At 45.5% G+C, this 22,284-nt stretch carries 8 protein-coding genes and 1 tRNA gene; all 9 read right to left on the bottom strand.

The features are described from left to right. Window positions 1–6 precede the first annotated feature (6 nt). Entirely contained in the window at window positions 7–2,226 is a 2,220-nt protein-coding gene (locus EII14_RS01925) for a RagB/SusD family nutrient uptake outer membrane protein (protein WP_124930881.1), read from the bottom strand. Between the two features lie 136 nt (window positions 2,227–2,362). After that, a complete protein-coding gene (locus tag EII14_RS01920; RefSeq protein WP_124930880.1) occupies window positions 2,363–5,758 on the bottom strand; it encodes a SusC/RagA family TonB-linked outer membrane protein in 3,396 nt (1,131 codons plus the stop codon). A 27-nt stretch (window positions 5,759–5,785) separates the two neighbouring features. Further along, window positions 5,786–7,693, bottom strand: a complete 1,908-nt coding sequence (locus tag EII14_RS01915; protein ID WP_124930879.1) for a hypothetical protein — start codon at window positions 7,691–7,693, stop codon at window positions 5,786–5,788. Between the two features lie 72 nt (window positions 7,694–7,765). After that, window positions 7,766–9,895, bottom strand: a complete 2,130-nt coding sequence (locus EII14_RS01910; protein ID WP_124930878.1) for a fasciclin domain-containing protein — start codon at window positions 9,893–9,895, stop codon at window positions 7,766–7,768. A gap of 12 nt (window positions 9,896–9,907) precedes the next feature. Further along, complete coding sequence (locus EII14_RS01905; protein WP_124930877.1) at window positions 9,908–11,815, bottom strand: RagB/SusD family nutrient uptake outer membrane protein; 1,908 nt, start codon at window positions 11,813–11,815, stop codon at window positions 9,908–9,910. 133 nt (window positions 11,816–11,948) lie between these two features. Further along, a complete protein-coding gene (locus tag EII14_RS01900; protein WP_124930876.1) occupies window positions 11,949–15,365 on the bottom strand; it encodes a SusC/RagA family TonB-linked outer membrane protein in 3,417 nt (1,138 codons plus the stop codon). A 12-nt stretch (window positions 15,366–15,377) separates the two neighbouring features. Beyond that, complete coding sequence (locus EII14_RS01895; RefSeq protein WP_233569343.1) at window positions 15,378–18,368, bottom strand: fasciclin domain-containing protein; 2,991 nt, start codon at window positions 18,366–18,368, stop codon at window positions 15,378–15,380. A 736-nt stretch (window positions 18,369–19,104) separates the two neighbouring features. Continuing rightward, window positions 19,105–19,179, bottom strand: a tRNA-Val gene (locus EII14_RS01890). Between the two features lie 327 nt (window positions 19,180–19,506). Then, complete coding sequence (locus tag EII14_RS01885) at window positions 19,507–21,660, bottom strand: translation factor GTPase family protein (protein WP_124930874.1); 2,154 nt, start codon at window positions 21,658–21,660, stop codon at window positions 19,507–19,509. Window positions 21,661–22,284: the final 624 nt, after the last annotated feature.

The following is a 22,284-nucleotide window of genomic DNA, read 5'->3' as shown; positions in this document are numbered from 1 at the left end:
GGGGAATTAGTTGTTTTTAGGAGCGGGGAGATACCAATCTCCGCGCAAAATACGGTCATAGATAGCTCCTCCCTTGCGAGCGGGTTGCTCATAGGGCTTGAGGTTTTCACCGCGACGCGAAAGCAACCAAGCCATCCATTCATTGCCGTCAAGCCCGGCGGCATTGCGGTGGCGGGCAATACGCATGAGGTCGTAATAGCGGGTTCCTTCGAAAGCCATTTCGAGAGCAAGCTCATCGGCAATGATGGTTTCGACGGCTGCAACTTCCGCATGCGTCAAGGGCTTCACGTAGTATACGGCTACTTGCGTAATGTGCTTATAGGTGTCTCCTTCTTCGGTTTTGACTTCCGTTTCGGAAACTTTGTTATACTTCGCGTGCTCCTTAGTCAGCGGATAAGGTTTGAGATCGGGCATTTCAAGCGTTTGTCCTTGACGGGCAGCTTCGTCTACCATGCGTTGAGACACAACTTTTTCATAAGTCCAAAGGCTGTCGCGATCACCATAACCCAAATTGCCCAGAGAAGCTCCGGTGCAACCGGCTACACGGATACCGACATTGCGCTTGGTCTGGAATTTTTCGAAATCAAGCCAAGGTACATCCGACGAAGCCACCAGCTCTCTGAAATCAATCGTATTGGCTCCATTGGCAATAGAGTCGTAACGGCTATAAAGAGTGGTAGTGACGCTTGCGATGTCGGTTTTGGTATCATCGGTGAAAATCGTGTCTTTCACAACTTCGGGTTGAATCGAAGGCAGATTTTGAGGGTGGAGTCCGTCGCGAAGTATCGCAAAAGCATGACGGGGGAAACCGGCACGGTTGAGTGCCTCGGCATAGCGAAGGTAAATCTGACGAACGCGATAGAGCGGTATGGCATAACGGAAGTTGAAATCTCCTACCGAAAGAGCAAAGGATGAAGTCAGCTGTTTAGCACCATTGAATTTTTGGATGAAACGCAAACGCCCCTTTTCCGTGGTGACGAGAGGCGCAGAGGCGTTGTAGCGCAAATCACCGAGTGCAGGATATTTCACATCCACGATTTCCTTGCTGACACGATCGACCTCGTTAAACACAAAAGGCTGAGCCATATTCAAAGCCGTGTAAGCGGGAGAGGGTTCGAGCTGACGATTGCGGTAGTTTGCTTCGAGAGAGATCAAACCGGTGGTGGTGGTTTTTTCCTTATCTTTGTTATCATCATCCTTCACGATGGAGGTTGAAGAACTATTGGAAGATTTGGCGTCGAAACCATAAATTTGAGGAATGCGAGTAAGGATTTTTCCGAAAAAGCTGTTGGCGGCAGACGGAATTGCGGTACAGATTTCTTGTGAGATAGACTCATACTGCACATTCGCAAAGTTCCCTACAACCCAATCGTAAGCAGTTCCGAAATAATGCTCATCCTTACCCTTCTCAACATGATGAACGGAGGCCTTATCGGTAACGAAAGAACCCAGATATTTTTCGAGGTAGGTGTGATAGTGCTCGGCAGCCTTGCGATAGTCCTCAATGCTCTGTCCACGGAGCAAATAAAGATCTCCGTAAATCAGGTGGGCATTGAAAGTCATGAAGCGGTGCTGGAAGCCAACAAGCCCATTGTTGAACTTACCGTAGTTGGGATAGCCGAGGGTTTCGCTATAAGCAAAGGCTTGCTTCAATCCTCCCTTTTCTTCCAGCATTTGAAGAAGATTGTCGGGAGTGACCCAACCGTCGGGAGGGGTGGTTTCCCAACCTGTTCCGGAAGAGGCCACGGGTTGAATGAGGAAAGGCACCTTGCCGTAGTTTTGCACCAACTGCATGTACGTCCAAGCTCTCACCAACTGCACTTGCGCAATTTCGCGACGCATATAGTAGTTATTGTTTTTGAGTGCCATGGAGTCAGCCTTCGCCAAATAGAAGTTACACTGGTTGATCACCTTGTAATAAGCGGAACGATTGAGCAATTCGTTTTCTCCGTCTTCAAGGTTGCTGAAATTCATGATGTCGGCCACGGAGTCGGCCACAAACTCGGTGGGAGAGACCAAGTCGCCTCTGAGTTCGCCGAGGAGCACGTTCTGCTCGACTACGCCTTGAAGATTGCGCATGATGCCGAGATAGAAGTTTACGGTGTCCTTGCCGGAGAAATCGACAGCAAAACGATCCATCTCCGGTGTGAGCATGTCTTCACAAGAGGTGGTGAGGCTGCCAAATCCCACAAGGGCAAAAATGAGAGAAAATATTGATTTCTTCATGGTGGCTAAGTTTGGAAAATGTGATTTCGCGATTTAGAGGAAGTCGAGATTTGAGCGGCTTCGGGCGTGGACTACGAGAACTTCCAAATGGAGAGTTCTCATAGTCACGACCTCAAATAAGCCGATGATGCAGTTTTTAGAGATTGACGGTCACTCCGAGATTGAAACTTCGGGACTGCATGAGATAACCGGCATCTATGCCTTGATAGAAGACTCCATTGCCGGCAGTGACTTCGGGATCATTGCCCCAATACTTGCTGAGAGTGAAGACGTTGTTGGCTTCTCCCCAAACCGAAAGCCCTTGCAGCCAAGAGAGGCTGACCGGCAGCTCGTAAGTGAGGCGAACTTTCTTGAATTTGAGATAAGAGGCATCTTCGATCCAACGATCGGAGAAACGCTCGTTGTTCACCCATTGCAAAGACTCTTGCGACATCGTGCGAGGCACATTGGTCACTTGCCCTTCGGAACGCCAACGATTGACAACAGCCGTGGTCTGATTCCAAATATTGTTGGCACTTTCGAGTTGCATACGTTGATAGTTGAACACATCGTTGCCCAAAGAATATTTGAAGCTAAGATCAAGAGTCAAACGCTTCCAAGAGAGGGAGGTGTAAATGTTTCCGTAAAAGTCGGGGTGAGGATCGCCAATCTTCACACGGTCGGCTTCATTGATCCAACCGTCGCCGTTTTGATCCACAAAACGAACGTCGCCGGCTTTGAAATCACGAGAGGGTTGCGTGGAAAGCCCGGTGGGATATTTCAAACCTGCGGCTGCGGCTTCCTCGGAAGTTGAGAAGACGCCGTTGGTCTGATAGCCATAAAAGACTCCCAAGGGCTCTCCTACGGTGGTGAGGATATTGTCTTGTCCATAGACGGAAGACGTATATCCGATAATGGTCTTTTTAGAATCCGGAATTTTGTGACCGGACGCATCAAGAGCCCATGTTTCGATGGTATTGTTGGAAGTGCGGGGCAAAGCGGTGATTTCGTTTTTGTAGTGTCCGACGGTTGCTCCAAGTTGCCACTTCCAATTTCTTTCATTGATCAAAACAGCATTTACACTGAGGTTAAATCCTTTGTTGGTCAGTTCGCCCTCATTTGTCCACATGCGATCCAAACCGGTGATGTCACTCACGGTTTTGCGCGTAAGCAGATCTGTGGTGCGTGCATTAAAATATTCGGCACCGAGCGAAAGACGATTTTTCAACAAATTAAGCTGCAAGCCCAAATTCCAACGATAGGTTGTTTCCCATTGAATTTTAGGGTTTTGAATATTGGCCAATTCAAGAGAAGTTGCACGATCGAGGAACTTGACGTTGCGGAAATAAGTACGAGCAGCGTAGTAATCGACATTGTCATTTCCACTGACTTCATAGCCTGCGGTTAATTTGGCATAGTCTATGCCCGACACATTGAACCAATTTTCGTTGGTCATCACCCAACCGGCTTGAAGCGAGGGGAAAAGTCCCCATTTCACACCGGCTATCTTAACACCGGACTCGGCCTGCTTACCAAAACGAGAAGAGGCTTCGGCAGAGGTGATGGCCTTGATGAAATAACGATTCATGAAATTGTAATCAACATTGGCATAGTAGCTGAGGTTGATCCAACGGTCATTGACACCGCCATAACCGATGTACTGCAAAGAGTATCGGAGGTTGGGCATCTTGTCGTTGTCATTGTTGTAACCTTCGGCATGACTATCGGAATAGGTGTAGGAGCTCATTCTGAAACCTCCGAACACGTCCCATTGATGTTTGCCGTAATTACGTTTCCATGTCAAACGAAGATCGTTGTAAAGAGTTGTTTCCTTACCGAATTGCGTTCCAATGACACTTTGCACCGTTCCCAAATTCTTCACATCTTTGAGAGGCGTACCGCTCTTGGGCATAAAGTATTTTTCGTTGCTGCGATTCAGCAAATAAGCAAAGCGATTGCTAATGGTGAGATAAGGCGTGATTTCGTAACGGGGAGCAATATTGATGGAGAATTGCGTTTGCTCTTGGTAGTTTTTGTTATCACCCTGCCCATTGAGCAATATCCAATAAGGATTGGCCAATCCTTCAAATCCGAAATCTTGCGCAAACAAGAAGGGGTTATTGGGGTCTGAATAATTCATGCCCGCCAAGACGCGATCGGTATGCCCAAGCGCAAGGCGATTTTCTCCGGCGTAGTAAACAAAATGTGCATAAGGGTCTACGAAGGGGGCTTGAATCAATCCGAGCACATTGGGAGAGGAGATGTTCTTACGCTCGTAGCTCGGTGCCCATCCGTTGTCACGCAGATTATAAGCATTGCGGACATAAGCCATATCCAACTCGGTGGTGAAACCTTTGGCCAGTTTTACATCGGTGTTAAAACGAATGTTCAAACGATTGAAATCGTTATTCTTGGCTGTGGCTTGTCCGTCTACAAAACCAAGCGAAAGATTATACATCGCAACATCATCACCACCTTGCACATTAACGCGATAGTTTTGGGTGAAAGCAGTGTGATAAATATCTTTCTGCCAATCGGTGTTATTATGATACTGATTGTAGAAGAGATAGTTTTTGTTTTCGTTGAGGAAAGGGATATTAAATGACGATGCGAGAAGATCAGAATTCTTTGTTGTGCCGAGGAATTCGGTCAGATAATTACGATATTGACCGGCATCCATCATGCTCATCTTTTTGGGCATGAACTCTATTCCACCAAAAGCACGAATCTTAATGCGAGTCGCCATCGATTTACCGCGTTTGGTGGTGATGCGAATAACCCCATTTGCCCCCTCGGAACCATAAAGTGCCGTTCCACTACGAAGGACTTCGATATTCTCGATATCCTCGGTGTCAATGAGGTTAAAGATATTATTATAAAATCCGTCGTGAATGGCCTTGCGATCATATTGCATATCCCAAATCACGCCATCGACCACAATGAGCGGCTGTGCGTTGGCATTGAGAGAATTTATGCCGTTGATGAACATGGCAGCTCCCTGTGCCACCAGACCTCCACGATTGATTGTGCGCACGGAAGCATTAAGGCTGTTTTCTATGTCGTTCTCAACCGTTGTGGAACTGGATTCTTCGAGGCGTAAATTATCCGTTTGTAAAATCTGAGTGCCATCGGTGTAAAGGTTCTTGAAATGCGTGCTGTAAAGAAATGCTTTGACGCCTTCCGCACCTTTCACGGGAGTTTGCACCGAATTGTAGCCTTCGGTAGAAATATAAAGAGCGGTGATGTGTTGGGGAACGCTAATGGTATATCCCCCCTTCTCATCTGTCAAGGCCGTATAGTAGCGATTATTGAGTGCTTGAACACGTACACCGGCCAAAGGTGTGCGAGTAGCAGCATCGTAAACATAGCCTTTCACTTCCTTCATCTGATAATCAGGAAGCCGGAGGCGGGCTACGGATTTGCGAGCGATGGTATCTTCCCCTACGGGATTCTGAGCCCCGGCATTGAGCACGCACACCCCGGAAAGGAGAAAGAGGCTTACGCCGCATCGAAGAGCGGATTGCATCATCTGATTGCGATTATCGTTATTCATAATCTTCGGAAATTTTTGTTAGGAGAATTATTCACCGCGATAAGGCTCAACAACAACCTTCACGATATTGAGTGCCTTGCAAAGCAATGGACCGCGTCCTTTGCGAGGAAGAGTGAGGCGCAAACGGGGGAAAGAAACATAATTGGAGGGAAGGCCGGCATAGCACTTGGGAAATTCGTATTTATTCCAAAGCACAATCTCATTGACTTTGTTTTGATCAAATTGTCCCTTCGTTTGATCAATAGTCACCTTGCCGCTCGAACGGTTTTCGTCATCAATGATTTCGGCATCAAACTTCACCACTTCCGTATCCGTTTCCGGATCCGGCACGATGTCAAGGTTAATTTTGCTCGGCACCATGATCAGTTTGATCCGATAAGCCGCACTAAGTACGTAGGGAAGACGGAAATCTATCGTAAGGTCACTACGTTCGGATTGCATTTCGAATCGTTGGTAGCTATCTCCTTCTACATCTCCTTCCACTCCGACATAAACAGGTTCGGCTCCTTCTTCTTCGCTTTCAACCTTACGGTATTTATTGTGGTTATTCGTGGTCAGACGAAGAGTGGTACCCGTTTTGAAAACGGCATTGTCGCTTTTGGCAACATAGTAGTTAGAATTAGAAGAAAGAAGGAAACTGATTTCACGCACAAAAGTGTAAGCAGGATCAAAACGATATTCTTCCATGTTGAACACATATCCGTTAGAAGCACGATAAGGTTTCAAACCGGCAAAAGTGGGATTAAAATTTGCATCCGGAGCTTCTTTCTTTGCAGCAGGATTATAGAAGACCAGTCCACCCGTTGCAATCAAAGAGTCGGCGTGAGTGACATGATGCATAAGAGCCGCAGAATCCATCACTTCTCCTCCTTTGATACGATAAGGTGCCAAAAAGAGATTTCTGATGATGTTTGACTGCACTGCATACTCACGAAGAGAGTCGGCAAGCGTACGCGTCGGATCTGAGTGCATCTTACCATCGAGTTTATACTGAGTTCCTTGTTCGCGATTACGTTGGAAACCTTGTCCGTTCCAATCGTAAGAGTAACGAGATCCATAAGTATACACCTTGCCCACCTTCTCTACGGCTTGCTGCCATGCGGCGTTTGTGGGCAACAAAGCAACATAAGTGGAGTCTTCGTTTCGAATATCGGCACCCGATGCACGAAGAAGGAGATTGTAGCGATTGATAAGGGTATCGATATAAACCATTTGTCCATATTCATTGAGAGCTCCTTTCGGTGAACGCTCCCACAAAGTGTCTACTTTCTCATATTCGGGCTTCTTTATATCGGAAGAAATCTTGTGGAGCGCCGGATTGGCAGAAAGATAATCATAAATATTATAAGCAAAGGGTGAGGCTCCTTTCAACAGGTGGAGTGTTCCATTGCTGGCACTCACAGAAGCACCGCTTTGGGGAAGTCCGTTAAAAGTAGAACCGGACAGCAACACCTTTTTCGCGTTGAACATTCTCACACGTTTCTCACGTCCGAGGCCTTCGTAGTTGAAACGGGCAATGTGGTTACCCACGAACTGTTGCCAAACAAGATAGTCGATTTGTTGGGCTGCACTCTTTCCGGCAGCGGTGCCTTCGGCACGAAGACGATCTGCCGCATCCAACGTATCTTTCCAAGCTTTGGCATTATAGGTATTGTTGAGGGGAGCCCACAACGTGAAACTTTGCATTTGCGTAAGAAGCTCGCCGGCTTTAAGCTGGCTACTGTTATCATTTTCGCTCTTCATCACCCTTGTGCGTTGAAGAATATCTGCAAAGTCGGTTAACTCAGGATTACTCTTGATGCTTTCCCAAAGCGTTTGCTCACCAAGTCCGGTATCCTTGATTTCGAAGTGATCTTCCGAACAAGCCGCAAAAGCCATCAGAGCAAACACTCCCAATGCACCGGGCTTAATCCATTTAGAAAATGTATTTTTCATTGTTCTTGATGTTTCATTATTTTTTGAATCATCCCCTTTTATCGACTCCCATTGAGGGAGTCGATAGGGATTTTACCATACATCTTCGGCTTCTACTCCATTATAAACAGAGCTGTGAACGATCTCAAAGTAATCAGAGAAGAACTGAGAGTCACTCTTGTCAAGAGCCGATTTGAATCTGAGGTAATAGGTCTTATTCGCTTTGAGGGACTGAGTTGTGATGATGCGACGAAGAGAAGCATAAGCACCGTGAGTAATATTGCGTACGTTAGAGTCGCCTTTACCATCACATTGCGTAAAGAATTTAGTGGCTTTCATGTAGCCCTGATTACGCATATTTTTGTCATTTTCGGCATTAACATCTTCATCCTTTCCATCTGCCACCCAGCCGACATTGTCATTATTGGCCGCGGCCTGTCGCATGTCAAGAGGCAAACCTGCCGGAACAAGACGATTGGGATCGTCACCGAAATAAATTTGACACATGCCGCGCAAAGTGTTATTCGTAATTCCCATACGGATCTCATAGGTACCATCAACGGGAACAGGCGGCAGACGCAAAGTAAAGTCATATACACCGGCTACCATAAATTCGTCACCTTGATAGTCACGCCATCCCGTACCTCCATAATGAGAAGCATGGAGATAAAGCAGACGGGTATCCGCACTCTCGTTGAGAATATTCTTAAAATATCCTTTTGTACCATCGGCACGCGGAGAAGATAATTTTGGAAAATAGGTATACTTCTTTTCAGAACGACAGCCATAAGAAAGCAGCTCCGGAAGCATCGTGGAAAGATCGAAACGTATGCGCTCATATCCCAAAGCCCGGGCTGTGGGCTTATCTAATATAAGAATGTCGTTAATCGGGTAGAAGAAACCGTTTTTGGCATTGTTGTCATAGAGAACACCTTCATGCTCATTTACTGCCAAGACCTCAATACCGGGACGAATTACGGCCACTTGCTTGTAATTGTCCTTGGGATTATATTTACATGTACGGTTAAGGTAGATTTTACGGTCAGCAGCATCCTGCATTACCTTGATCAAACCGCGACGATCGCCCACTGTGACAAAATAGTCCCAAATGTCAATGCTATACGTCGTTTGTTGAGGATTCTTGATATCTCCGTATTTGTACCCCCATTCATTAAAGTGTTGTACAAACTGGTTGTGAGGAACTTTACCTTCGATAAAGTGATAAGCAACAAAACGATTGATTGCATTATTCTCATTTTTCAAATCACCTTGGGCTTCTGTTCCATAAGCTTCTTCACACTTGGCAGTAATTGCAGCGATGATTTCGGAGGCGTTGGTAATGGTTCCGGCAGAAGCATCATAATTAGGAGCAGGTATGCCCCATTTATCTTGGAATACTTTATCGGTTTCTACAAATCCGGTGTAGCCCAAATAACGATGCTGTGCTACATAGAAAGGAGAAACCTGATTTAGAGTCCAGGTTTGCTCACGCTCCTCATTTTCATAACGTTCGTCAATATAATCGCTCATTCGATTATTCCAACCGGTAGCTTCCAACAAGACTGCCATGATTCGCATATTGGGGGCTAATTTAATGAGCGCAGGTACACTTTCGTTAGAAGGAGCCAAAACTTTTTCAACGACATGCACAAAACCATTGCTGAGCTTAATGTCAGTCTTAATGACTTTTGATTTGCCATTGATCAAAAAGAAGTTGTTGTTGCCAACAGCTTTTTCCTCACAAGTAATGGAGCGGTCTGCCAAATCACTTTTCGGGAAAGCACCACCGATAGGGAATTCGGGGCTTTCATAAGCACTTTCCGTACCATTGTCAATGATACAGCTATAAGCAATCAATTTGGCTTGTTCATCGGAGAGATCTTCAACTTTTTTTCCTTCTCCGAGGATAGAATCGATATGCTGTTGTACGGCTTGATTATTAGGGGCGAAAATGGTGTAATTTCCGCGAGCCGAAAGCACAGAACTGATAGGTGATGCCGTGTTCTTATTACCAAGCGGAACTCGGTCAAATACTTTTTTAATGAGCGAGAAGTTCTCTTGCCCTCCAAGATAATCTGTGATCGTTTGCTCTTTTGCAATAGCAAAATTGCTGTCATCAATGCTTTCTTTACAACTCTGCGTAAAGAACAGCAAACCGGCCGTTAAGAGCAAAGCTCCACAATAGCCCATCAGTTGTTTTATGGTGAAACGATTTCTGTTCATAGCGGTCTGTTTTTACTTTTTAGGCATATATTTTTCCCAAGTAGGATTTTGAAGCAATTTTCCGTCTCCATTACCAAAACCTACACCATTGACTTTAAGTTCTTCGTTGTAGATCGGGTTATAGAGCGACCATATCGTTCGAAGACGATTACGTACCACGGAGGAGGATCCAACCCAGTCGTTGAGGACGTCCTTCGTTGCTCCTCGGAACTCACACTCACGCACAATGTCGAACCAGCGTTTACCTTCTCCGATAAATTCGCGTTGTCGTTCGCAGAAAATAAGATGTTTCAAACCGGAATAATGTCCGTAGCGTGCTTTTATATTGGCAGCAGCATCATCTCCATCAAGACTTTTACGACGAAGGCGAACGCAAAATTCAGTTGAAGAAGTATTCACAGTGTCACAAGCGGGATTGTTGCGACGGAACAATTCATTTGCCAAAAGATAAGCTTCGGTATCACTGTAATTGGGATTATTGATCGGTTCCTCTCTCAATCGAGCAATGGCCTCTGCCTTGATCATCATCATATCGGCAAGACGATAAAGTGGCCAGTTTCCATTCTGAGAGTTGGCAGCTCTATAAGAGTCTTCCATATACCCCAACATCACATTGGCCGGATTTAATGCACTAATACTTGTGGCCACTCCTTTAATAATAGGAGTCACATTGCTGATTGAACCCGGCGTATATTTTCCATAACTCAAAAAGCGTAAATCCGTTTTTCCATAACCTTTGGCAGGATCGACCGAAGTGGCAACACTGAAAAGTTGAGGGTTGGCAACCATTGTTCCTGCACGATAGGCTCCCTCCGGATTACCATAGAAGAAATCGGTAAGTGCTTTATTCTTGGTGTTTACTCCATCGAATTGAAGTTCCAATATGGTTTCAATCGAATTTTTTTTACCAAAAACGTCAAAATATGCAAGGTCGGGCGTACCGAAAGCAAAAACAAGATTACGAATCATCGGGAACGGCTGCTTACGTTCATCGCTCTCTCGATCCACATTGTTTCGATCCAAATAAATGATGTAATCTTTATGGATTTCGGCTATTACGGAAGAAGCATAGTCATGTGCCTTGATGAGCAACTGAGCCGACAGATCATTCTCCTGTGCAGCAGTAAGAGTATCTCCTTGCTGATTGGTCACATAAAAACGCTTGTCATTAAAACTTTTTGCTTTTTCAGTAGCCTTCATGACCATTCCGGCCCTCCAAAGGCACATATCAGCCAATAGAGCGCGAATAGATCGATCTGTCCAACGACCTTTATTTTCTGCTTGTGTTCCATAACTGAAAGTTGCATATTTGGCATCAAGCACTCTTTCAAGTCCGGTGATGAGCGAATCCATGATGACTTGTCCGGAAGTAGCTGCCACACGAGAAGCCTGTGCTTCAACATCGGTGCTCACGGCATGTGTCACATAGGGAACGTTTCTATAAGCACGTACGAGATAGAAATAATAAAGTGCACGAAGGGCGGTCATTTCAGCCTTAATGGAATTCCAATCACGACCGGTAAAAGAAGGATCGACTCCACGATCAAACATCGTTTGACCATTTTCCAAGACTTCGTTGCAGAAATTTATTCCCTTGTACATGCTACTCCAATCAAACATGTTTTCTGTGGGTTGCAACACAGCTTCTTGGAGGTAACGATACTTCGTCTGCTTCATGTCGTTGAGTGTAACATTGTCAGAACGAAATTCTCCCCAAGTCAATATTTTACCAGTGTTTTCCGTCAGCTGATAATAAGCAGCCGCACGAACGTTGTTCACGTCGTTGCTGGTATTCCAAAATTCCTCTTTGGTAATGGAATCCGTCGGATAGAGGGTAAGAAAATCCTCGCAAGAAACGAACCCTCCCATGACTATTGCTGCCACCGGAATGAGGAGTTTATTGATGAATGTTCTTTTCATGATATCTTTGTATTTGATCTTTTGCGTTCATTTTTCCTATATGCGTTTTTCTTGTTCGGTGGAAGACTCCATATTGTTTTCTCTCCGTAGACGTCGAAAAACGATTGGGTAAGATGATCGAAATAAAGATGTTTTAGAAGCCAAAATTCAAACTGAAAGTAAAGGAGCGTGAACGAGGCGTTCTGGAATTATCGCTGGCCGGCGCATAACCGCTTTGGTAGTGCTCGGGATCAAGTCCGGAATACTTAGACCAAAAGATCAGGTTATTACCGGATGCCGAAATTCTAAGTGTGGTAAGTCCGTATCGTTTAAGACGTTTCGGATCAACAGAATATCCCAATTGGAGATATTGGAAGCGTACAAAGTCGGTGGATTCCACATAACGATCTGAGCTGAGCGCATTGTAAGACTCGCCCACTTCGGCATTCTTGGCACGAGGGATCTCTGTGACATCACCATTCTTACGCCAACGCCAATTCACAGAAGCCATCTGATTATTGTTGTTGCGCATGCTTTCTGCCACCATCTTAGCCTTGTTGATCACCTTGCTGCCCACACGGAAGTTGAAGTTGGTTTTCAAAGACCAACGTCCATAACGGAAATCAAGACCAAAACCACCATTAAATTTGGGATTGGAAGAACCAAGGTAAACAATGTCAAGCTCGTTGATCTGTCCGTCGTGGTTGATGTCTTCATAAATTACATCTCCTCCTTGGAATTGATAATTCTTGCCGCCATAGTTAAAAATCATGGGGAGAGGATTGCCTGCCTTATCATAAATAACCTGCCCCTTAGAGTCATAAGCAATAGGTGCTGTTTTACCCGTGGCTTGGGCAGTGTTACGATAGCTATTGCCTTCGGCATCCTTGGCAAAATATTGATTTTTCACATCGTTGGTGAAATAACCGTTGTGGTCATAGTCATAAGCATAGATACCTTTATAACGGAAACCATAAATACCGCCCAAAGCATGTCCGATTTGTACGCGGTTCATATAGTCATGGTTATTGTAGGTATATTCTTTGTTCATCGAAGCCAAAACAGAGGCATCCATATCAGTAATCGTATTCAGATTTTGTGCAAGGTTGGCACGAAGCACTACATCAAACTTTCCGACCTTAAAGATAGGTTTGGTATTGAAGTAGATTTCCCAACCTTTGTTTTCCATCTTACCTACGTTAGCATTGGAGATGTTTTCATAACCGGTAGAAGAAGGTACGCGAACATTATACATCATCAAGTCCGAAGTGTACTTGCGATAAATGTTGAAGTCGAATTGGAGCAGGTCTTCAAAGAGTTTAAGGTCGAAACCAAGGTTCCAAGAGCGCGTTTTCTCCCAACGGATATTCGTCAAACGAAGATTGGAAGGTGCGATACCTTGTGTTCCGAGATAACTACCATAAGCTCCATATTTATTATAGATAACACCTTCTGCAAAAGAAGCGTTACCGTTAATACCATAAGACGGACGGAACGAAAGCATGTTTACCACATGAGAAAGAGGTTTGAAGAAAGTTTCGTCCGAAATATTCCAACGACCGGAGATACCGGGGAAGAAGCCCCACTTGTTGCCGGCACCGAATTTGGTCATACCATCGGCACGAAGCGTAAAGTCGATCGAGTACTTTGATCCGTAACTATAGTGGGCAGAGGTCGTTCCGCTGAGTTTGCGTCCTCGTCCCGTGCTTGTATAGGCATTTTTCAAATAGCCGGGAACAGTAGGATCGGTGATGTTGCCGGAGATACCGTCAGAGCGAAGCACTTGGTTGGTGTTGTTGCTGGATTCCAATTCAAAACGTCCGAGCATCTGGAAAGAATGCTTTTCATTTTCAAAATAAGGACGATATACCAAAGAGTGACGAGTGGTGAAACGGAAGTTTTTAGACTCGTCATTTCCTGTTTCATTCACACCTTGCGACCAGCTATTGGACGTAAGCGTATGAGGGAAATAAGTACTATTTGACAATGTAAAAGCGTCCATTTGCACTTCTGCGGTATAATTCAGCTGAGTTTCCTCATCCTCTTTACCCAACAACTTATATTCCAACGAGAACTGAGGAGTAATCGTATAAGTGCTCAGATGCTCCCATGCAAGGTTGGCAATAGCTACGGGGTTACCGTTTCCTACCATATCACGAAGATAATAGGAAGTGTAACCGGAGTTGTTATCAAGAAGTCGTCCTTTATAAGCATCAGGTGCGGCGGGAGGCATCAAATAGAACTCTCCGGTGTCAAAGTAACGTTTTTCAGCGGCGTTATACTCATGACGGGTCACGGCCATATTCGGCATGGCTTTATAAGCCTTACCGAGAATGTCGTTTCCGTAGTTTTTGTTGTTTTTGGTATAGGTAAGCGCAAAGTTTGAGGTAAACTTAATGCGATCGGAAACAAAATAATCCAGTGCCAAACGCGTAGTAAAACGGTTCAAGCTCTGTTTGATGATCGTACCGGTTTCCGTGTCGAATGTTCCGGACACGCGGAATGTCGCTTTTTCACCACCACCGGAAATATTCATACCATAGTTATGAACCTGTCCGATTTGTGTCACCTCTTTCACCCAATCGGTGTTCTTATTGTAGTTATCATAATAAGCCGGGTGACTTTGGAGATACATCAACTCGACGATGCTTGAAGCCTCATCGCTCTGTTTGGGATTGAAGTAAGCCTCTTTCAGCATCATAGAGTAGCCAGGGCCGTCAAGCATCTTCATGCCTTCGGGTTGCCAGCTTCCGGAGAAGCGGTAGCTGAAATTAACCGTTGTCTTTCCGCGACGTCCGCGACGAGTTGTGATTTCGATCACACCATTCGCTCCACGTGCTCCCCAAATGGCAGTTGCCGCAGCATCTTTCAGCACTTTGATGCTGGCGATGTCTTCGGGCGCCACCTGCAAGAGCGTGGCAAATTGCTCTTGGTTTTCAAGATTGGTGAGGTCGAGGTCTTGCGCGTTATAGTTTTCGATGGGATAGTTATCCACCACAATAAGTGGCTCCTGCGACCCATTGATCGAACTTACACCACGCAAACGCATGGAGGTTCCGGCTCCGAGGTTACCGGAGTTGGCAACGATGTCCAAACCTGCAATTTGACCTTGCAGTGCTTCACCGGCAGTTTCAAACGACAATCCCTCCATGTTGTCCATGTTGAGCGTTTGAGTGGCTGTCGATATTTCACGTTCGGGAATCGTCAATCCGTTGGAACGCACCTTACGCACTCCCGTTACGGTAACAGCTCCCAAGAGCGTTTTATCTTGAAGTTCTACACGAAAGGAGCTTTGTGCACCGATCGGATTAAAGACACGAGTACCATAACCGATATAGGAAACTTCCAATCGGTTTTGAGGATTTTTGATGGTCATGGAGAAGTTACCGTTCATATCGGTTTGTGTAGCCGAAATGACACGATTTGTTTTATCCTTCTCCACGACATTTGCCATAATCACCGGGCCATCTCCTTTGCTGAAAACATGACCGGATATGCGCTTTTGCTGTGCAAAGGCCGCTGAGGTGCAAAGCACAAAGGCAAGAGTCAAAATATACTTTAAGTTATTCATAATGGCTTTATATTATTCTTTGATTCTGTACTTTGCCACAAAAGCTTTTGCCTTTTGGGGAGTGGCCCATGCTGCGGAATATCCGGATGCCAATTCGGCGTCAAACAATAATGCCTGACCAATCTGATGCACAACGGCAAAAGAACTACTGCTAATGTGGCGAGGATTATTGACCAATTTGTCATAATTAGCGTCACGCACCATAATATTACATTGGGCGGTATTCACGTCGATTTTGGCATTGCGTCCCAAATCGGTAAGTGTCATCGATCCGGGCTTCTGTTCCACTTTGAGAGAAAGATAGATTTTATTCTTTTCGTCCACACAAGCCGTGTTGTATTCTTCGACGGGCTTCGTAACATTATCCACAAACAAGGTTTCATCCTGGAAGTGATAACGCAAGAAAGCGACGAGCATCGTTACCATGGCTTGTGCTTTTTGTTTCACCGCATCATTATGCTTCTTCACTTGTTCCACTTCTTCCTTGTTGCTTTGGTCGGGGGCGAGTGTTACTTCCGGTTTCAGATTGGCATCCAAATAAGTTTCAATATCTTCCCAAGTTTTCAGCCCTTTGGATATTTCGGCATTGATCGCGGCATCCGTCGGAACATAAACCGTATAACGATAGTTGTTGAAGAATCTCACAAGGCGATCTTTATCGGGAACATTATAGTTTGATCCTCCGACATTACCACGCACAAAAATGAAATATTTAGAAGCAACTTTATCCCATTCGGTTCCATTGGGGTCTGTGTTAGAAACCATCAATGAGTCGCGGAAACCGGCCTTTTGAAGCAGGTTCTTATCACCAAACGAGCAAAGTTCAAGGAACTTGGAAGCATTGGGCATATTTGAAACGGCCTTATAAGTAGAGATGGTGGTAGGCTGCATCGGGCGATCAAGAAGATAGGTCATACCATTTCCGTAACCATCTTCTCCTCCCGTTTGGTCATACACTTCCGTAACGACACAGTTGTGAGCCGCACCGGTTCCCTGAATCTGTTCTTGGAAACCTCCACGCACTTCCATACCCATACCCTTTCCGGTACCGCGATTAATGACTATGACGGGAGCTCCGACACGCGACAAATAGTATTTCTGTGCTCCGCGCACACCGTCTTTGTCATCGTTGTCGTGAAGAAGGATATGCTGATTGACCATTTCAATCAAAAGGCGTTGTTTCACAGCACCAGTAAGAGAAGTTAAGAGGTCGGTACTGGGAGAAGCAAAAGAAACGGGGCGAATACGGTCTACTCCGGGACGCTGGCCGGTTTCCATATTATAGGAATAGGCATGGGCTTCGACGGGAATGCGCTTTCCCAATGCCGATCCTGTGGGTTTTGGGAACCAACGATAGTACATATAGTTGTTTTTGTTACCCGAAGCCAACGAAGCAGGATCCACATAGCCATAAGTATTCAACCCTTCATCCGTGGGAATGAAAAAGGTGAAACGACTCTGCATCGCTTTCAAATAAGTAGAGAAATACTGTTGAAGAGGAGCATCGTTAAACGAATCACCTTGAATATAGGAGTCGTCGGCACGAACAACAGCACGCATCACCTCGGCATCTTCACTATACAATGCAGGAGCGATAACCGAAGCGTAGTCGGCGGGGGTGATGACGCGATTCATGACATAAACCACACCGTTGTTGGCCAAGAGCACTTTTTCGAATGCTTGTCTATAAACCTCCTCTGTTCCGTATTGAGTAGCGGGGAACATTTGGTCGCGGGCGTCATTCATAATGGTGAGATACTTGGAAGGTACCGTTTCCATGAAAGAAGCCTTCATCAGATTGTTCACCAATGCTTGAATAATGTCGAGCGGAATTTGGTCGAGATTATAAACCAAGTTGGTTTCATTGTTATCCAGCTTGGCGTAGCGATCCATCAATACGCGGCCTCCACCTTTAATAAAGTATTCCGTCAAAGCCTTATCATTGGGCACGAACATGGCTCCCATGTTTCTTTCTTTGGGCTCGGTGGGTGAGCTTGCAAAAGCATTCCAGCCCGGGTCGAAAGTGAGCAAAGGAAATTCGTTGACAACATATCGATTGGGATCGACAACAAGACGTCCGGTACGCGTATTGGTCGCGAAATAGCGTTTTTCAAAAATCGAGTCGGGCGCATTGGCATAAAGAGCACTATAATTTCGCGTCAGCTGCTCATTATAGAAAGGTGCGCTAAAACGATCGAGAATATGGCTGAATATTTTGGTATTGTCATTAAGACGAATTTCTTCGGCCATATTTCCGGGAGGCAATAACACCTTATCTATTTGATGCAAATAACCATTCAGGCAGACAATATCTTCTTTTATGAGTCGTGCATCATATATATATGAGCGATTTTCGTCCTCCGGCCAGTTTTCTTTATGATTCAATATGAAAGAAACGTCGCTATGCTTGATGCCGCGTTCTTTCATATTACCTTCAAGGAAGTGGGTCATCATCGGCACTGTCGCGTCGATGGCCATAACAATACCTCCTTTGGCTTCATTGGCATGGCGTTTCCAATATTTCGTTTCCGTTTTATCCTCGTTATAATTCACCGGCAGTGTATTCCACTTCCAAAAAGGAACGGAGTCTGTTACAGCAGCGGCAGAATTTTGGCGCAAACAGAGATTTTTCTGACCATTCGCACCATTGGACATCATTTCAACCACGTAAGCGTTGTTGAGTTGAGCTCCATTAAAGAGGATACGCTTTTGGGCAGGTTTAAGCTCTTCATAAGATTTCACCCCCCATCTGTTATTTTGGAAGAAAGCGTTGAAGGCATCATCGTCGGCAACGAAGAGCGTCTTACTACCGGTCTTGGACATCACGTCGGTATAATCCAAGTCATCAATGAGTCGTAGTGTGTAAGAGAAGTTTTTTCTTGCTTTAAGCTCGTCATAGATACTTCCGCCCAAGAAACCGGGTCTGGTTTCATCCAAATCATAATTGTCGGAACAGGAGTACGCAATGCCGCTCACTGAAAGCAGGAAAAGAGCTCCACACATGGTTTTGCTCATTCTGCAAAAACGGTTTTTCATACACATGGTTTTAGATAATTTTATTTATTTTCTTATTCTGGCAAATTGGGGTGAATATTCAAGTACATACGGGTACTCTTATAGACTGAGCAAATTTAATAGAAATTATTCTCTACAACAAACTTTTGCGACGGCATTTTTTTCTTCCTCATCAAGTTTCGACATAACCAAGAGCAAGAGAAAAAAAAATGCGCCAAACAGCTACATTTTAACACTACGCTTATAATATAAATCACATATTCATACCTTAAAGCCCAAAAGAGAAAACAATTATTGCAACAGAGATGACAATTTTTAGCCTATACCCTTCAAAAGCCGAAGGTGCGAATATCAAAACCATAGAAACTGCCGCAAAAAGCGTTTATGCAAATAAAAATATGATTTTTCAATATTTTTACTCATTTATACAGACACAGCACTCTTGAAAAACTTATAAATTCGCCAACTTCGCCACCATTCAAACAAGGGATCAGCGGATAATCTCGGTGGACAAGCTCTCTTTTTTTCATCAAGAATAGGGCTGTTATCTTTGCCTCATGAAAACAGATATTCTCCGCGCCATCCTCCCGGATGTGACAAAAGGAGCTTGCTCACCGAGATTATCCACAGACCCGAAACACCGGGCGGATCGACAACATCACACTTACCGATATAAACAAAAAAAAACGCATCGACTTCAATCGATGCGTTTTGGAAGGGATTGTGGGCGCTGACGGATTCGAACCGCCGACCCTCTGCTTGTAAGGCAGACGCTCTGAACCAGCTGAGCTAAGCGCCCCTTGCTTTCATTTCTGAATTGCGATGCAAAGGTAAGCACTTTTTCTTTCATCTCCAAACAAAAACAAAAGTTTTTTTTCATCCGACAACAAAAACATATCGTACAGAAAAACATAGCTTCTCATATCTTCCTCTTTCCACAACGCTCCAACGCGACATCCCCTAAACAACAATCCCCCTCAATCAACACCGAAAAGAAGGGGGCAGCGGAAGATCCGCGGAAATGTTGAAAGAAATGGTGGAGGAATAGGATAGATAAAACTCTCGCAAGTGTTCCGACGGAACATTTGCGAGAGTTGATCATGATTAAGAAGAAAGTCCTTTGAACTTACTCCTCTTCTTTCTGTCCGAGTTCGGCCACGAGTTTGGCTTGAATATCGGTAGGTACGAGTTCATAGCTGGCAAACTTCATGATGAAGCTGGCGCGTCCGCCGGTAAGGCTCGAAAGAGCGGTGGAATAAGAGCTCATTTCTTTGAGCGGCACTTTGGCTTGCAGCTTTTCATAACCGTTTTCGCTGCTCATACCGATAATCATGCCTCGGCGGCCTTGAAGGTCGCTCATGACATCGCCCATTTTGTCGGCCGGCACAAAGACCTCAACATCGTAGATCGGTTCGAGCAGTTTCGGAGCGGCTTCGCGGAATGCGGCAGAGAAGGCATTGCGTCCGGCAAGCATGAAAGAGATTTCGTTGGAATCGACGGTGTGCATCTTTCCGTCGTAGACGATTACGCGCACGTCGCGAGCATACGATTCGGTAAGCGGCCCTTGTTCCATGCGGCTCATCACGCCTTTCAAAATGGCCGGCATGAAGCGTGTGTCGATAGCCCCGCCCACCACGCTGTTGATGAACACGAGCTTTCCGCCCCATTCGAGCGTGACTTCCTCTTTGCCGCGAGGAGTGATGCGGTATTCCTGTCCGCCGAACGTGAAACTCGTCGGATCGGGCATGCCTTCATAGTAGGGTTCGACGATAAGGTGTACCTCTCCAAACTGTCCGGCACCGCCCGACTGTTTCTTGTGGCGATAGTCGGCGCGGGCAGCCTTGGTGATGGTTTCGCGATAGGGGATGCGCTGTTCGTAAAACTCCACTTGTATCTTGTCGATGTTTTCCAAACACCACTTCAAGGTGCGGAGATGAAACTCTCCTTGTCCGTGTACGAGGATTTGGCGCAATTCTTTGCTTTGTTCCACTTCCCAAGTCGGGTCTTCCTGTCGCATGCGGTTGAGAGCCACCATCATTTTTTCGGTTTCCGCTTCATTGACGGCACGAATGGCACGCGTGTATTTGGGATAGGGATATTTGATGAAGTTGAAGCGATTGTCGCAATCTTTACCATTGAGTGTGTTGCCGGTGCGGACATCTTTGAGTTTCACAGTGCAGCCAATGTCGCCGGCGGAGAGCTGTTCCACTTTTTCGCGATTCGCACCCGAGCACACAAAGAGTTGCGTCATGCGTTCTTTCGAGCCGCGGTCGGCATTGGTGAGTTCGTCACCTTCGCGTAAGATGCCGCTCATCACTTTGAAATATTGCACTTCCCCGATGTGTGGTTCCACGCCGGTTTTGAAGAAGTAAACACTCGTTGCACCTTTTTCGTCGGGAGCAACCTCTTCTCCTCTTGTGTTGTGTACTTTGGGCATTTCGTCTACGAAAGGCACGATGTTGCCCAAAAATTCCATCAATCGACCCACGCCCATATCGCGACCGGCGCAAACGCAAAATACGGGAAAAATGCTGCGTGTCACCATGCCCTTACGGATACCTTCGCGCATTTCGTCTTCGGAGAGATGTTCCGTTTCAAAGAACTTTTCCATCAACTTCTCGTCGTTTTCGGCCGCAGCCTCCACAAGCGTCTTGTGCATTTCGAGAGCTTTGTCGTATTCTTCGCTCGGAATGTCTTCGATGACCGGTTCTCCTCCTTCGGCCGACCACGAGAGTTTTTTCATTAATATCACGTCGATCAAGGCATTGAAGCCGGGTCCGGTTTCAATGGGATATTGCACGGGTACGACCTTCGAACCATAAATGTTTTGCAGCTCGTCGAGTATGGAAGGATAGTCGCAACTTTCACTGTCCAACTGATTGACGAGAAATACGACGGGTTTGTTGAGTTTTTCGGTGTAGCGGAAGTGGTTTTGAGTACCCACTTCGGGGCCGAAAGCACCATTGATGAGCAAGATTGCCGTGTCGGTCACGTTGAGAGCCGTCATGGCAGCCCCTACGAAGTCGTCCGAACCGGGGCAGTCGATGATATTGAGCTTCTTGCCCTTCCATTCAACGTGAAAAGCCGTGGAGAACACCGAATAACCATATTCCTGCTCTACGGGGAAATAGTCGGAAACGGTATTTTTCTGCGTGATACGTCCACGGCGTTTTAGGGAGCCGGCGTGATAAAGGAGGCATTCGGTGAGGGTGGTCTTACCGGAGCCGTCATTGCCCAAGAGGGCAATGTTTTTGATGTCGTGGGAATTGTAAACTTTCATGTGGGTAAAGATTTAAGAGTTTTCCTCTCTGCCATGCGCTTCATCTTATGCGTAAGCAAGAGGGCATGAGGGTGTTTAAGATAGCATTGAATGGTCTGAAAGTGAAACTGTATTTTGCAAACCGAGCGCAAATTACGACTTATTTTTTATAGTGCCAACTTTTTTCTAAAAAAAAGAAGAGAGAAACGTAAGAAATGTATTTGAAGGTGAGCTGCGAATTTATCAGAGATCTCTGCAAAAGCCTCTTATAAAATTGTCCAATCCGTATTTTTCTCGGATTGGACAATTTTACTTGGAAAATTCCGTGAATTTGACATTGTTAGCTCTAAAAGGATTTTAGTGGCCCCATTTTCCCCTTATCGGTGAGAATGGGGCACAATAATCCCCGAAGAACGGTATAAATTTCTTCTCTTTTTTATGACTTTATTTCAAGGGGTTGAATTATACCGGTTAGGGGGAGGGGCAGCTCGTTGTGCGGGTTTCCTGCAATGTTCTTTTCATAAAATCCCGAAAACCTACACTACGCCTTTCATATCACTGAAATTCAACAAGATGCGAGTGTATACAAATGGTTTTCAACATACATTGCAAGAAGTTAAGTCACTGACAAACAGATTAAAAAGA

It is taken from the genome of Alloprevotella sp. OH1205_COT-284, from assembly GCF_003859795.1.
Taxonomy (GTDB): domain Bacteria; phylum Bacteroidota; class Bacteroidia; order Bacteroidales; family Bacteroidaceae; genus Alloprevotella.
This window is presented reverse-complemented; position numbering and strand designations above follow the sequence as displayed.

Bases quoted from the DNA above. Each gene is read 5' to 3' on its own strand.
- EII14_RS01925 (WP_124930881.1), bottom strand. From the start codon at position 2,226: ATGAAGAAATCAATATTTTCTCTCATTTTTGCCCTTGTGGGATTTGGC.
- EII14_RS01920 (WP_124930880.1), bottom strand. From the start codon at position 5,758: ATGAATAACGATAATCGCAATCAGATGATGCAATCCGCTCTTCGATGC.
- EII14_RS01915 (WP_124930879.1), bottom strand. From the start codon at position 7,693: ATGAAAAATACATTTTCTAAATGGATTAAGCCCGGTGCATTGGGAGTG.
- EII14_RS01910 (WP_124930878.1), bottom strand. From the start codon at position 9,895: ATGAACAGAAATCGTTTCACCATAAAACAACTGATGGGCTATTGTGGA.
- EII14_RS01905 (WP_124930877.1), bottom strand. From the start codon at position 11,815: ATGAAAAGAACATTCATCAATAAACTCCTCATTCCGGTGGCAGCAATA.
- EII14_RS01900 (WP_124930876.1), bottom strand. From the start codon at position 15,365: ATGAATAACTTAAAGTATATTTTGACTCTTGCCTTTGTGCTTTGCACC.
- EII14_RS01895 (WP_233569343.1), bottom strand. From the start codon at position 18,368: ATGTGTGGAGCTCTTTTCCTGCTTTCAGTGAGCGGCATTGCGTACTCC.
- EII14_RS01885 (WP_124930874.1), bottom strand. From the start codon at position 21,660: ATGAAAGTTTACAATTCCCACGACATCAAAAACATTGCCCTCTTGGGC.